This window comes from Thermobaculum terrenum ATCC BAA-798 (assembly GCF_000025005.1).
In the GTDB taxonomy this organism is placed as follows: Bacteria; Chloroflexota; Chloroflexia; order Thermobaculales; family Thermobaculaceae; genus Thermobaculum; species Thermobaculum terrenum.
This window is the reverse complement of sequence record NC_013525.1, coordinates 714,196-726,480: the sequence shown is the minus strand read 5'-3', so window position 1 is coordinate 726,480 and position 12,285 is coordinate 714,196. Positions and strand designations below refer to the sequence as shown.

General features: G+C 48.4%; 13 protein-coding genes. 3 read left to right on the top strand and 10 right to left on the bottom strand.

All coding sequences use genetic code 11. From position 1 onward, the window contains the following. Positions 1-15 precede the first annotated feature (15 nt). From hisI to TTER_RS03280, 9 genes are all read right to left on the bottom strand, one after another. On the bottom strand, positions 16-918 hold the full coding sequence (hisI, locus tag TTER_RS15265) for a phosphoribosyl-AMP cyclohydrolase (RefSeq protein WP_012874617.1): 903 nt from the start codon (positions 916-918) through the stop codon (positions 16-18). Beyond that, complete coding sequence (gene hisF, locus TTER_RS03315) at positions 894-1,649, bottom strand: imidazole glycerol phosphate synthase subunit HisF (RefSeq protein ID WP_012874616.1); 756 nt, start codon at positions 1,647-1,649, stop codon at positions 894-896. Before hisF ends, hisI begins: the two co-directional genes overlap by 25 nt. A gap of 6 nt (positions 1,650-1,655) precedes the next feature. Then, on the bottom strand, positions 1,656-2,387 hold the full coding sequence (hisA, locus tag TTER_RS03310) for a 1-(5-phosphoribosyl)-5-[(5-phosphoribosylamino)methylideneamino]imidazole-4-carboxamide isomerase (protein WP_012874615.1): 732 nt from the start codon (positions 2,385-2,387) through the stop codon (positions 1,656-1,658). Then, positions 2,384-3,025 (bottom strand): imidazole glycerol phosphate synthase subunit HisH, encoded by a 642-nt coding sequence (hisH, locus tag TTER_RS03305; RefSeq protein WP_012874614.1) that lies wholly within the window; start codon positions 3,023-3,025, stop codon positions 2,384-2,386. Before hisH ends, hisA begins: the two co-directional genes overlap by 4 nt. 5 nt (positions 3,026-3,030) lie before the next feature. Next, entirely contained in the window at positions 3,031-3,621 is a 591-nt protein-coding gene (gene hisB, locus TTER_RS03300) for an imidazoleglycerol-phosphate dehydratase HisB (protein WP_012874613.1), read from the bottom strand. A 3-nt stretch (positions 3,622-3,624) separates the two neighbouring features. After that, entirely contained in the window at positions 3,625-4,737 is a 1,113-nt protein-coding gene (gene hisC, locus TTER_RS03295; RefSeq protein WP_012874612.1) for a histidinol-phosphate transaminase, read from the bottom strand. After that, positions 4,737-6,038, bottom strand: a complete 1,302-nt coding sequence (gene hisD, locus TTER_RS03290) for a histidinol dehydrogenase (protein WP_012874611.1) — start codon at positions 6,036-6,038, stop codon at positions 4,737-4,739. Before hisD ends, hisC begins: the two co-directional genes overlap by 1 nt. 17 nt (positions 6,039-6,055) lie before the next feature. After that, positions 6,056-6,934, bottom strand: coding sequence for an ATP phosphoribosyltransferase (gene hisG, locus TTER_RS03285; protein WP_012874610.1), 879 nt, complete (start codon positions 6,932-6,934; stop codon positions 6,056-6,058). A gap of 112 nt (positions 6,935-7,046) precedes the next feature. After that, positions 7,047-8,357 carry a DUF1015 domain-containing protein gene (locus TTER_RS03280; RefSeq protein ID WP_012874609.1) on the bottom strand — a complete coding sequence of 437 codons (1,311 nt, stop codon included), beginning with the start codon at positions 8,355-8,357 and terminating at the stop codon, positions 7,047-7,049. Positions 8,358-8,552: 195 nt separating this feature from the next. Between TTER_RS03280 and TTER_RS03275 the strand changes: the two genes are divergently transcribed. From TTER_RS03275 to TTER_RS03265, 3 genes are all read left to right on the top strand, one after another. Beyond that, positions 8,553-8,855 carry a hypothetical protein gene (locus TTER_RS03275; protein WP_012874608.1) on the top strand — a complete coding sequence of 101 codons (303 nt, stop codon included), beginning with the start codon at positions 8,553-8,555 and terminating at the stop codon, positions 8,853-8,855. A gap of 113 nt (positions 8,856-8,968) precedes the next feature. Further along, positions 8,969-9,745: an electron transfer flavoprotein subunit beta/FixA family protein gene (locus tag TTER_RS03270; RefSeq protein ID WP_012874607.1), complete on the top strand. Its 777-nt coding sequence runs from the start codon at positions 8,969-8,971 to the stop codon at positions 9,743-9,745. Then, positions 9,742-10,725 carry an electron transfer flavoprotein subunit alpha/FixB family protein gene (locus TTER_RS03265; protein ID WP_012874606.1) on the top strand — a complete coding sequence of 328 codons (984 nt, stop codon included), beginning with the start codon at positions 9,742-9,744 and terminating at the stop codon, positions 10,723-10,725. The genes TTER_RS03270 and TTER_RS03265 overlap by 4 nt, the downstream gene beginning before the upstream one ends. Positions 10,726-10,738: 13 nt before the next feature. On the opposite strand, the gene TTER_RS03260 is transcribed toward TTER_RS03265, so the two are convergent. Then, entirely contained in the window at positions 10,739-12,223 is a 1,485-nt protein-coding gene (locus TTER_RS03260) for an ABC transporter ATP-binding protein (protein ID WP_012874605.1), read from the bottom strand. Positions 12,224-12,285: the final 62 nt, after the last annotated feature.

Genomic DNA, 12,285 nt, shown 5'->3' with positions numbered 1-12,285 from the left:
CCATGCGGCATTATATCATCTTGGGGCAGAAGCCTCACCTATAAAAGCCGCCATGTAATCCTTTGATAATAGATCTTGAAGATCAGATCTAACTACTTCCATAGGATCTAACCCAGCCAAACGACATGCAGTTCCCAGAGCACGCCAATAAATTAGTAATTTGTTCTTTCTGTTATGTTCCTTGTTACCAATGGCAATGAGGTGCTCTATCTGGGAAACCTCCTGTTTCTCAGAATCGATAAAAGCACCATGGATCTCTTCAATTGAAGGACGATCATCTAAGAGCACGTAGCATAGACAAGTCCAATAGAGCACCTGGTAGGCCTCTAACTTAGCATCCTCATAGTAGCCTTTGTGTACATGAGTACCTTCGAGCACACCTAGAAGCTCTTGCCACTCTTCCAGTAACCTAGCCCAAGGATCAGGCCCAGCACCATGCAATATCTTGGAGGTACTCGAGCTATCTATGGTAGGCTGTCTACTAAGCCAATCATAGGCTCCTAACAGCACAGACAGGTCAGAATATACATCTTCAGGATCAAATAATGGCGGCTCGATCTCGACGAGTTCTCCATCCTCAAGACGGCGATAGAAGCAGGAGAAATGACCTGTGTGGCATGCCCCTGGCAAACGCTGGTCTACTAGGATTAAAAGAGAGTTTAGCTCGCAGTTTGGCCTTAACTCCCTGACATGCAGAGTTCTACCCGAGGTCTCGCCCTTAAGCCAAATTTTCTTCCTGCTGCGGCTCCAGAAATGCACCAAACCTGTTGATAGGGTGCGTTCTAGCGCCTCTCTGTTCATAAAAGCTACCAATAACACTTTGAGGGTAGCAGCATCCTGTACTACCACCGGTAGTAGACCATGCTCATCATACTGGAGCATATCAACAAGATTTACAGCCTTACTGGTATCCCGCATTCACTCATCCTCTTTTTTGCCTGGGATACGGTATAGTGACCATAGTGGAACATAGATGCAGCCAGTACCGCGTCTGCTCCATGCTGAATCGCTTCTACAAAGTGGTCGGGAGTTGATGCTCCACCAGAAGCTATAACTGGGATCGAAACAGCAGAGGCAACAATGTCAAGTAGATCCAGATCGTAGCCCTCTCCCGTGCCGTCACGGTCGATACTAGTCAGCAGGATCTCACCCGCACCTCTATCCTGAGCCTCACGCGCCCAGTCTACAGCTCTTTTGCCTGTGGGTTTTCGTCCGCCATGGGTATACACATACCAGTCATCAGTTTCTTTCTTGGCATCAATCGCCACCACTATGCACTGGCTACCAAAACGCTCAGCACCGGCCGTGATGAGGTCAGGATTCCAGGCTGCCGCAGTGTTTATAGCTACCTTATCCGCACCAGCTCGCAAGACCCTGTGCATATCTTCTACCGAAGAAATTCCACCAGCAACGGTAAGCGGTATGAAGATCTCGTTTGCAGTGCGGTTGACAAGGTCGATTATGAGTTTTCTGCCCTCCACTGAGGCTGTTATGTCCAGAAACATGAGTTCGTCTGCACCTTGAGCGTTGTATATAGATGCTAACTCTACCGGGTCTCCCGCATCCGGCAAAGGGGTGAAGTACTGGTAGTTCTTCACCACCTTACCATCTTTCACATCCATACAAGGTATTACTCTCTTCGTGAGCATGACCGGCTACTCCATATATTCCTTAGGCGCAGAATATGTGGTTATGACTTCCTCAGGGAGCCTGCCCTCATATAATGCCTTGCCTACTATCACAGCATAGACTCCAGCTTTGCTAAGTTCCTCTAGGTCCTCTGGCTCACTTATTCCTCCACTTGCTATAACCGGCACGGAAACATGGCTCATCAATCTCTGCACGGCGGCGATATCAGGACCTGTCATTGTGCCATCGGTCTCGATAGCAGTGAAGAGAATGTAGCCAACACCTGCATCCTCTACCAATTTCGCTACTTCCAGGACGTCTAATCCCGAGGACTTAGTCCAACCATCGATCGCAACAACACCATTGCGAGTGTCCAGAGCTGCCACGACCATATCAGGGTATTTAGCACAAACTTCCCTAAGGAACTCAGGATCTTTTACAGCAGAGGTACCAAGCACTATCCTGCTGGCTCCTAGCTCGACTATACTCTGGATATCCTCCAAAGTCCTTAGTCCTCCTCCTACCTGCACCTGGGGGCCAAACTCCATGATTACAGATTTGATCACATCGACATTTACGGGATGGCCCTGACGAGCACCGTCTAGATCGACAACATGTAACCATTGTGCTCCGATAGCCTTCCACTTTCGTGCAACGACAACAGGATCATAGGAGTAAACTTTTTTTCTTGAGTAATCACCTTGGGTGAGTCTGACCAGCTGACCTTCTAGGATATCTATCGCAGGGATTACGATCATGTAATAGGTACCTCTCCTCTAACGATACGCATAAAGTTTTCATACATGTGAATCCCGATATCGCCGCTCTTCTCCGGGTGAAACTGGGTGCCAAGCACATTGCCTCTAGCCACAGTGGACACTATCGCGCCCTCATAATCGGTAGTACTAACAACTATATCCGGCTCTTGATCTACTACAACATGATACGAGTGCACGAAATACACATACGAGCCTTCCTCAACCCCTTCTAACAGAGGATTTTGCCGTATTATGTTCAAACTATTCCACCCCATATGAGGCACTTTGGTGCGTCCTCGAAGAAGAGCCACTCTCCCTGGAAGTATACTTAACCCCTTGGTAGGTCCCTCTTCGTTCTCTCCAAACAACAGTTGCATACCAAGGCATATACCAAACAGTGGTTTGCCCCGATCTACCTGATTAAGGATCTCTTGATCAATATGCTTCTCCACTAGAAAATCCATAGCGGATTTAGCGGACCCGACGCCCGGCAGTATTATGCCATCAGCTTTTGCTAGATCTTCGGGGACATCAGTTATAAGAGGAGTCCCCCCTGCTTTCTCTACTGCCCTCGTCACACTATGCAGGTTACCTGCCCCGTAATCAACTATTGCTATTAAAGGCGATGAATCTTTCATACAGCTTAATCCAGAGCTCCTTTAGTAGAAGGAACATCACTACCATGTATGGTAATAGCCTGGCGAATAGCCAGGGCAAGGGCCTTGAACATAGCTTCTATGGAATGATGAGGATCATGTCCATATAGCAGTTCTACATGCAGGGTAACGCCAGCTTCCTGTGCAAAGGATCTAAAGAAATGCCCCACCAGGTAGGTCTGAAATCTACCCACATGAGATTCCAGACCAGAAGCCTTGTACACTGAGTAGGGCCTTCCACATATATCTATTACTGCCCGCGCCAACGAGTCGTCCATAGGAGCGTAGGCATAACCAAACCTGGCTATACCAACTCGATCGCCCACAGCTGCTCTGAAAGCTTTGCCCATAACCAATGCAACATCCTCGGTAGTATGATGATCATCTATATGCAGATCACCTTTGGCTTGGACCAAAACATTCATACCGGAGTGGCGGGCAAGTGAGATTAACATATGGTCCAGGAAGGGGATTCCTGTATCTACCTCGGCACGTCCTTCCCCATCAAGAGTCAACTCGACCCTTATATCAGTTTCAAGAGTTTTTCTATGAAAGCTGCCAGTCCTGCTCGCTATCATGATTTATCCTATCAACACGGAGTTCTTGATATCATCCAAAGCTTCGATCAGGCGATCAGTATGCTCAGGCAGTCCAACGGATACGCGTAGGCAATCTTGTATCCTAGGCTTGGAGAAGTGTCGTACAAAAATACCTCTCTTCGCGAGCTCTTCTCTCACAAGCTTTGCATCTCCATTGACTCTACACAGGAGGAAGTTAGCCTTGGAAGGATAAGGCTGAAGTACACCTTGCTCCCTGAGCTTAGTGAACATACGCTCTCTTTCCTCTACAAGCCTGCGCACGTTGTCCTGTAACCTGTCAATGTCTTGTAGGGAAGCTAGAGCAGCAGCCTGCCCTGCAACTGTAACGTTATATGGCTGCTTGATCTTCAGCAATTCGTTGACTATGATCTCGGACGCTAATAGATACCCCACTCTCAAGCCAGCAAGACCCGCAAGCTTACTGAAGGTTCTTACTATAAACAGGTTGGGATACCTAGGCAACAATCCTACGAAAGTTTTACCGGCGAATTCATAATAAGCTTCGTCTATTACCACGGGGATGCCAGTATCTAGCAAGCGTACAACATCCTGTTCTGATACGAGATTACCAGTAGGGTTGTTAGGCGAACAAATAAATACCAGTTTTACCGGCCAGGCTGCTAGAACCTTGAGTATGGACTGCAAATCAATGTTCCAATCGTCACCCCTAGGAACATCTATGACCTCGCCAGCATTCTGTAGAGTAAATAACGAATACATGCTGAACGTAGGCTGACAATCCACCACAGCTTCTCCCGTCCCAACGAACAGGCGGATCAGTAGCTCTATGATCTCGTCAGCCCCCGCACCTACCAACACCTGTTCAGTAGTTACACCCGCATATTCAGCTATCTTCCTCCTAAGGGATGTCGATAACGGATCAGGATACCTATTGATATCCTGCAGGTTGGCAAGAGCCTGATACACCAAAGGAGATGGCCCATAGGGGTTCTCGTTAGCATCCAACTTAACTATCTGAGATACATCCAACCCATACCTCGCCGCCAGGGAGTCTATGGTCTCCACTCCCCTATAGGGCTCGAGAACTTCCAGATGTTGCCTAAGATATTTCCTTACATCCTGCTTTGAACTCATCAGACAGAAAACCTCACCTCAATAGCTCTAGCATGTCCTTCCAGGTTCTCAGCACGTGCCATAGCTGTTACAGCATTTGATATAGATCTTAAGCCTTCTTGTGTAAGCTCCTGCACCTGTACCCACTTACCAAATTCCTCGGTCGACAGAGGACCAAATGTGCGTGCGCTCCCACTGGTGGGCAGCACATGATTACTACCCACCGCATAATCTCCGGCAGGAACAGGTGAGTACCTTCCGAGGAATATGGACCCTGCGTTATTGATACCTTCCAGAATCTCTCTAGGAGAAACAGTAACTATCTGAAGGTGTTCTGGAGCATACTCATTGACAAACCCTACAGCCTGAGCAAGATCCTCTACTAGGAGGATGAAACCATTGCTCCTGAACGAGCTGATGACCCTGTCCCTATTTGGCAAGTCTTCCAGCTGCCTCGTCAGCTCAGATAGTACCGCCTCCGCGAGGCTTTCGGAGGTGGTAACCAGTACGCTTGCGTTATCAGGAGCATGCTCAGATTGCGCTATAAGATCCGCAGCCGTCTCTCTAGGATCAGCCGTATCATCCGCGATAATTACTAGCTCAGAAGGTCCCGCAGGCTTGTCTATATCCACATCACCAAACACAAGCATCTTGGCAGCAGTAACGTACACATTACCTGGTCCAAAGATCTTCTGAACTGGCGGTATGGTTTGAGTACCGTATGCCATAGCAGCTATAGCCTGCGCACCACCGATACTGAACACCCTGGTGACGCCCGAAAGCGCTGCCGCCGCTAAAGTCGCTTCTGGCACCTTGCCATCAGGTCCTGGGGGTGTGCACAATACTATCTCACTACAGCCTGCTACCGATGCTGGTACAGCGTGCATCAGGACGGTAGACGGATATCTAGCTCCACCACCCGGCACATACACCCCTACCCTCTCAATAGGGCGCCACACACGCCACACCTTTACTCCCGGTGAAGTCTCTACTACAGGTTCAGGATGTATCTGAGCACTATGAAACGCCCTGATATTAGATGCGGCGATGGACATAGCCTCTGCCAGATGCTGGTCTATACGATCCAAAGCAGTTTCGATCTCTACGCGGGGCACCTCTAGGGAATCAAGTTTTACCCCATCAAAGCGCTCTGTATACTCCCGAACTGACTCATCACCCTTCTGGCGCACATCTTCCACTATCTGACGTACGACAGAAGTCACATCCATAGAAATGGCCCCAGATCTATGTGTTAGCCTTCGACGCTCTTCAGGTGATAGATCTGCTAGCCTTATAGTGCGTACGGGAGCTACGCTGTTCAAAACGGGACTCCTTTCAGTTAGAGTAAAAGCTTTTCTATAGGATTGACCAGTATCTCGGAAGCTCCAGCTTCCCTTAGTTTCTCGATAACTTCCCAAAACTCGCTCTCTTGGATAACGGTGTGTACCGCCACCCAATCTGGATCAGCCAGCGGTACAACCGTTGGAGATTTAAGTCCCGGTGTGATCTTACGGATCGCAGGCAGTGCCCATCTAGGGGCGTTCATCATCACGTATTTGTATTGCTTGGCGGCAAGTAGGCTCTTGATCCTGAGAAGCAGCCTGTCTATGTTGGGTTTTACATCAGATGACTCAACGGTCTCAGGATTAGCTATCAACACGGCCTCGGATTCCAAAACGGTGGCTATAGTCCTTAGGTCATTTAGTACCAGAGTGCTACCGGTGGCACTTATGTCTACGATAGCCGAGGCTATTCCGAGCGAAGGTGCTACCTCTACCGACCCAGATAGCACTACCAATTCCACCTCTACTCCCAAGTTCTGAAAGTATCGCTTGGTAGAGTTCGGATAGGAGGTAGCAACCCTTTTACCATGCAGTTGTTCAGGAGACTCAATATTGGAATCATTGGGCACAGCTACTACCAAGGAGCAGTATCCAAATCCCAAAGGAAGGAGCTCTTCAACCCTAGCCTCTTTCTCGACTATCATGTTGCGGCCGACAATACCTAGATCTACGGTGCCATCGGCTACATACTCAGGGATATCATCATCGCGACCGAAAAGTATATCAAGTGGGAAATTGCGGCAAGGAGTCAACAGGCGTTGTTGATAGCTCTCAAATTGCAGCCCTATACCTCGGAGGAGCGAGGTAGTTCCTTCCGTCAACCTACCCTGCCTCTGCATAGCCAGCCGAAGCCTGCGCTCTTCGCCGGTACCCAAAGCCTACCTCCTTACAAAGCGGGACCGCATGTTTGTAGTAGCAGAGAGACCACAATCAAAACCACCAAGATGACAAAGGTTATCTGAGACCAGTTTCTTCTACCCTTGCCCATTAACGCATAACCTCCGCTATTCGCGGCAAACGCACATCCAGCCTATTGATTATCAACCCTGCTGGGAACTTGGGATAGAAGTAAGTGCTCTTATGAGGCATCCTGTCACCAGCATCAGCTACTGCCCTCAGTTGATCGACCCCTGTAGGTCGGACAAATGCAGCCAATTGGAAATCACCATCATTAACTGCAGCAACTGCATACTCAATGCTTCTAGTGTATTGCACGTATTCTTCAATATTTCCAAGGTCCATATCCAGTAATTTCCGGAACACTAGCTCGTGCAGAACGGCCAAGTCCAGCTTCTTCCAGGCTTCGGACCTATCCTCTGGAAGATAAGCAGCAACCTCGTGGTCTGCCGTGAAAAGCCAAGCTCCTCGACGGCCGTATATTAAGAAAGCATAATCCCAGTCATTACGAAGTATCTGTTGTACAGCTCCCTCACTGGTCGAAATCAACTCAACGTTATCAACACTAAAGAACTTACCTGCTCTACCAGGAAGTTCGTCCACCAGAGTCGGAGCCAGATTTTTTATAAGTCTGTGTGTAGGCAGCACTACGAGGCCAGGATCATCGAAAGCAACCAGGCTCATAGCAACATAGTTATAGGCAGCATTATCGTAGTTACCATCCTGAAGCCTACGCTCATCTCTGTAGGCCAGCGCTGTTTCATAGCGGTGATGGCCATCTGCTATGTAGATCCTGGAGTCTCTCATAGCACTATGGATTGTAGCCAGTTGCTTAGCATCGGTAATTGCCCAGACTCTATGCTCAACATCAGGTTCAAAGGCTACAATCAGGGGTTCACCCGCAGATACCACCGAGGCTATTACCTCAGCTACTGGCGGCTTCTGCTCATAAAGTCCAAATATAGAGCTGGGAGCTACATGGGTGGCCCTCAGGAGTTCAAGCCTGTCCTTCTTAGGGCCGGCAAAAGTACGCTCGTGAGGGATCACCACGCCGGCTTCCCAAGGCTCCAGGCGAACGCCTGCTACCAACGCAGTGCGAGTGTAGTTCTTGCCGTGGCAGGTAAAAGTCTGCTGATGTACAAACATAGCAGGTTCAGGAAACGGCTGTAAAACCCCAGAAGCCACCCATTCCTGAACGAGCTTAGCGGCTTCCTCGTAGGGGTTAGAATTACTGCGGGCAGAGGGCAACTCTATGTGTATGGCGCTATAAGGGTGCCTTGCCCTGTAAAGAGCACACTCTTCGGCGCTAATCACATCATAAGGTGGAGTAATTACAGAAGAAACATCTCCAACCAATTTGGCGTTATATATAAATGGGAGAATCGGACTCAGCTCTGCCAAAGGGACTACCTCTAGTTGTTTCTCAGGTCAATTGTAGTAATCGCAAAGAGCTGATGTCCAGTCGCAACCTTTGGCATGCTAGCTGCTATACACTCTTGGTAACTACCTGTGTAGGTACTATGTCTTGAATTGCCAAGCTGTTATACTTATTATGAAAGCCAAGTAGGCCGCAGGCCCGGAAATGGAGTTGGAGTTATGAACCAGAGTGAGATAAGGGAAGTCAAGGAAAACCAGGCCAGCGAGACCCAGAGGCAGCAGCCCAAGGTCAAGACTTATGACCGTTGGCAGCTATTCTTCCTGGATAGATTGCACAGACTTTGCCTGCTTAGGGAACAGATAGATTCGGGCAACATTGAGGACTACAAGGTAAGCGCACTCAAGAGAGCCATCTTCTCCACCCTGTTGGACTGCGACGCGGCAGGTGTGGGCGAAGAGGCTCGACAAATGCTGTACGGCCCTTCTTATAAGAGCAGTAAGCCACAACAACAATCCGAGTAATAGTAATCCCTGTAGATAAGACTCGAGGGGCGGGAGATAACTCCCGCCCTTTATTGCTTTATAAAGCTGTTTATCAGCGTATAATACCCCCGTACAACTGCTTGGAGACTCATATGCGAATTGTTGTATGTGTGAAACAAGTACCAGATCCTTCTAAGGTGGATTTAAAGGTAGATAAACATACACTCCGGGTAGTTAGAGAAGGAGTACCTAACGTCATGGATCCAGGAGACGAGGTAACCCTGGAAGGGGCTTTGCGCCTAGCAGAAGCTACTCCAGATAGCCAAGTAACATTGGTATCCATGGGACCGCAGAGCGCTGTAGAGCCTCTGCGGATGGGTCTTGCTATGGGAGCAGATGCTGCAGTATTAGTTTCGGACGAAGCTCTGGAAGGTGCGGATGCTTTCGTCACAGCACGAGTATTAGCATCAGTTATATCTACTATGCCCTATGACTTGATAATGACCTCAACTGAGAGCTCAGACGCCTCAAGTGGGTTAGTACCTGGTATGCTGGCCGGTCTGCTAGGGGTGCCTCACATCTCTCTGGTAAGAAAACTGTCCATGGATAACAACAGCCTAGGTATAGAGCGACTAACAGCAGATGGTTATCAAGAAGTCTTGAGCAGTACACCGGCGCTGCTCACTATATCCAGTGGGGCTTACACACCAAGGTACCCAACTTTGCGGGGTATCATGCAGGCAAAGAACAAACCGATAAAGATATTGAGCATCAGCGAGATAGGACTATCCTCAGATGACCTTGAGAATATAGAAGAGGTCATAGAGATTGTAGAACCCCAAGTTAAAGCAGAGCCTCAAATAATTACAGATATCAATGAAGGAGTGGAGCGTATACTTACCATACTGACTCAGAGGGGACTGCTATGAGCAACGATATCTGGATATATGGAGAACACAGTAATGGCAGACTTGCCGAAAATACACGGGACATTCTAAGCAAAGCCTCCAGTATGGGGCGCACGTCACTGATATTACTTGGGAGAGAAGCAGATAGAGTGGTAGATGAAGCCTGTGAAGCAGGAGCCTCTGAGATAATCGTAGACGCTGACCCTAGATACGATGAATATTTGGCTGAGCCACATGCCAGAACCCTGTACAGGTTAATAGATCAAGGTACGCCCCCTAGAATTCTGTTGTTCACATTCGATCCGCCCTCAAGAGACATCGCCTCCAGACTAGCCTCAAAGTTGGGGACGGGTGCGCTCTCCAACGTGCTGGATGTTAGTGAAGAAGATGGCCTTACGGTGGCTGCTGTCCAATGGGGATGGAGCTACACTGCCAAGTGCAGACTCAAAGGTAAAAATCCTCACATACTTCTGATAAGGCAAGGCGCATTTTCAGACCACTCCCTAAAGATGGCAAATGCAAATAACGTGGGGGGTATAACCAGGTACATAAGCATGTTCGAGCCGGACGAAACCTTCCCACGCGTTATCAGAAGTACAGTGGAAAGAAAACCAGGTCCTACTCTTACGAACGCCAGGTTGGTCATAGCTGGTGGAAGAGGTATGGGTAGTGCTGATAACTTCAGGCTCATAGAGGAACTGGTAGCCATGCTAGATGGGGCTATTGGCACTACAAGAGCTGCCGTCGACGCTGGTTGGCGACCCTACACTGAGCAAATAGGGCAGACAGGCGCTAGCATCAGACCCGATGTGTATATAGCTTGTGGTATATCTGGCGCCGTGCACCATATGAAAGGTGTGCGGGGATCCAAAAGCATAATAGCCATCAATAAAGATCCAGATGCACCTATCATGCGTATGGCTGATGTGGGGATTGTTGGCGACGCTGTCGAGCTACTAAGGCTTCTACGAGAGAAGTTACAGGAGAGACTTGGCAGGTGAAAGGCACTAATTACTAATCGTTAGCCACCAGTGCTCCTTGCTCCACAATTCTACCATCGGACATCAGCATCTGATGAGTTATAAAGACCGGTATATCCTCATTATAATGACTGGTGAGTACCAGGCTTGTCCCATTTCTAGCGATATAACCAAGTATCTTCGATACATTTGATCGCGATCTGAAGTCCAAGCCATCGAAAGGCTCATCAAGCAGAAGTATCTTAGGACTATTGACGAATGCCCTAGCCAGAAGCACCTTCCTTAGCTGACCATGCGACATTCGCCCTAAAGGTTTACCAGTTAGCTCTCCAATCTCCATAAAGCGCATAACTTCCCTAACTCTGAGCATCTGCTCCTGGGAAAAAGGTCTTTGGGGTTCGAAAGAAGCCTCAAAACCCGAAGCTATGACCTCTTCTACAATAAGATCTCTTCTGAAAATCTCCTGCATCTCAGGAGAATAATAGCCAATATACTTCTTGATCTCCCACAATCCGAGCCTATCTAGACCAAACCTGCTGATGGTTCCGCCCAATGCGGGGCGATAATCTCCCAGAATAAGTCGGAGGAACGTGCTCTTACCTGCGCCATTGCCTCCACGGATAATCCAGTGCTGACCAGGATGGAGCATCCAGTTTATACTCTTCAGCACTTGACGATTATTTAAGTAGACATCTGCTCCCTGAATCTCTATTAAGGATGGGCCTTCGGTAGTCAGCTGTTCATTGTGGATATGAAGACTTTCCCTCCAGACATTAGTCTGTTCGTTCTCTGTTTCAACCTCCTGAAGCAAATGATAGTATTCGGATATCCTCCCCTGCCAGACTACCCTGCCATCCTGCAAGCGGATCACATGGGTTATAGATGGAAAGACATCCTCATCTCTATGTGAGGATATCACTATCGACACTCCAGATAAGGCTATTTGGTCAAGCATATTTAGAATATCTCTCCTGGCAGCTGGATCCAAGCCAGAACACACCTCATCAAGCAACAGAAGAGCAGGTTGTCTAACCACAGCTCTAGCTATCAGCACCTTACGTAACTCGCCATACGACATCTCTTGAATCGGTACGTCCATCAGATTACGGATAGCTAAACGATCCACCCAGCAACTAGCGAGAGATATCTGGTCAGTATTCAAGGGACTGTATAGTAGGAAGGTATCTGAGAAGGCGGACAGTACCACTTGCCAGCCTGTGAGAGAATACTCCAGATTTTTGAATTTAGTTTGTAGTTCAGGAGAGACAATAGCTATGTGCCGCTTGGCATCTATCGGGCTCCTGCTAGGGGTACCTGTGAAGTTATATGTACGGGTCCCAACCCTAGGTTCTGGCCATAGCTCAGCCCCTAAGACCCTCATCAAAGTGCTTTTTCCAGAACCGTTCGGGCCAACCAGCAACCATTGTTGTCCACGCTCGATAGTCCAGCTAATATAGTGCAGAACTCTTTCCCCTTGAAGAGAAGCACAAATCCCCTTGAGCTCAACTAAAGCGTTCACCCCGTAACCTCAGAAGCAACGGATGTAAAAGGAAAGGTCATAACAAATGATATCGATCAATA

Bases quoted from the DNA above. Each gene is read 5' to 3' on its own strand.
- hisA (WP_012874615.1), bottom strand. From the start codon at position 2,387: ATGATCGTAATCCCTGCGATAGATATCCTAGAAGGTCAGCTGGTCAGA.
- TTER_RS03265 (WP_012874606.1), top strand. From the start codon at position 9,742: ATGAGCAACGATATCTGGATATATGGAGAACACAGTAATGGCAGACTT.
- hisC (WP_012874612.1), bottom strand. From the start codon at position 4,737: ATGAGTTCAAAGCAGGATGTAAGGAAATATCTTAGGCAACATCTGGAA.
- TTER_RS03270 (WP_012874607.1), top strand. From the start codon at position 8,969: ATGCGAATTGTTGTATGTGTGAAACAAGTACCAGATCCTTCTAAGGTG.
- hisH (WP_012874614.1), bottom strand. From the start codon at position 3,025: ATGAAAGATTCATCGCCTTTAATAGCAATAGTTGATTACGGGGCAGGT.
- TTER_RS03275 (WP_012874608.1), top strand. From the start codon at position 8,553: ATGAACCAGAGTGAGATAAGGGAAGTCAAGGAAAACCAGGCCAGCGAG.
- hisF (WP_012874616.1), bottom strand. From the start codon at position 1,649: ATGCTCACGAAGAGAGTAATACCTTGTATGGATGTGAAAGATGGTAAG.
- hisI (WP_012874617.1), bottom strand. From the start codon at position 918: ATGCGGGATACCAGTAAGGCTGTAAATCTTGTTGATATGCTCCAGTAT.
- hisB (WP_012874613.1), bottom strand. From the start codon at position 3,621: ATGATAGCGAGCAGGACTGGCAGCTTTCATAGAAAAACTCTTGAAACT.